At 39.5% G+C, this 299-nt stretch carries 1 pseudogene; it reads left to right on the top strand.

The features are described from left to right. Nucleotides 1-299 (top strand): annotated as a pseudogene (locus A3763_RS28380) (SGNH/GDSL hydrolase family protein); the annotation flags it as partial.

Here is a 299-nt window from a genome sequence, read left to right as displayed (position 1 = left end):
GTAACGGGCGGTATCTATGCAACTGATATTGCAACGCAATTCGAGATTGCCAAGAACGATAATCCGAATATCCAGACGATCGTTATGGATGCTGCAGGTAACGATATTCTTATCCCTATCATTACTATGTTTGACTGGTACAACTGTAAGACAGAGTGGTATCAGTGGTGGGGTTTAAGCTCTTCTTGTAAAAACCTGATTGACGACTTGTATGTTGATGTCGTTAATTTGTTGAATAATATCGATGCAAATGGTGTTGAAAACGTTATCTTCCTTGGCTACTACTACCCTAAAAATGC

This window comes from Oleiphilus sp. HI0128 (assembly GCF_001635365.1).
This window is presented reverse-complemented; position numbering and strand designations above follow the sequence as displayed.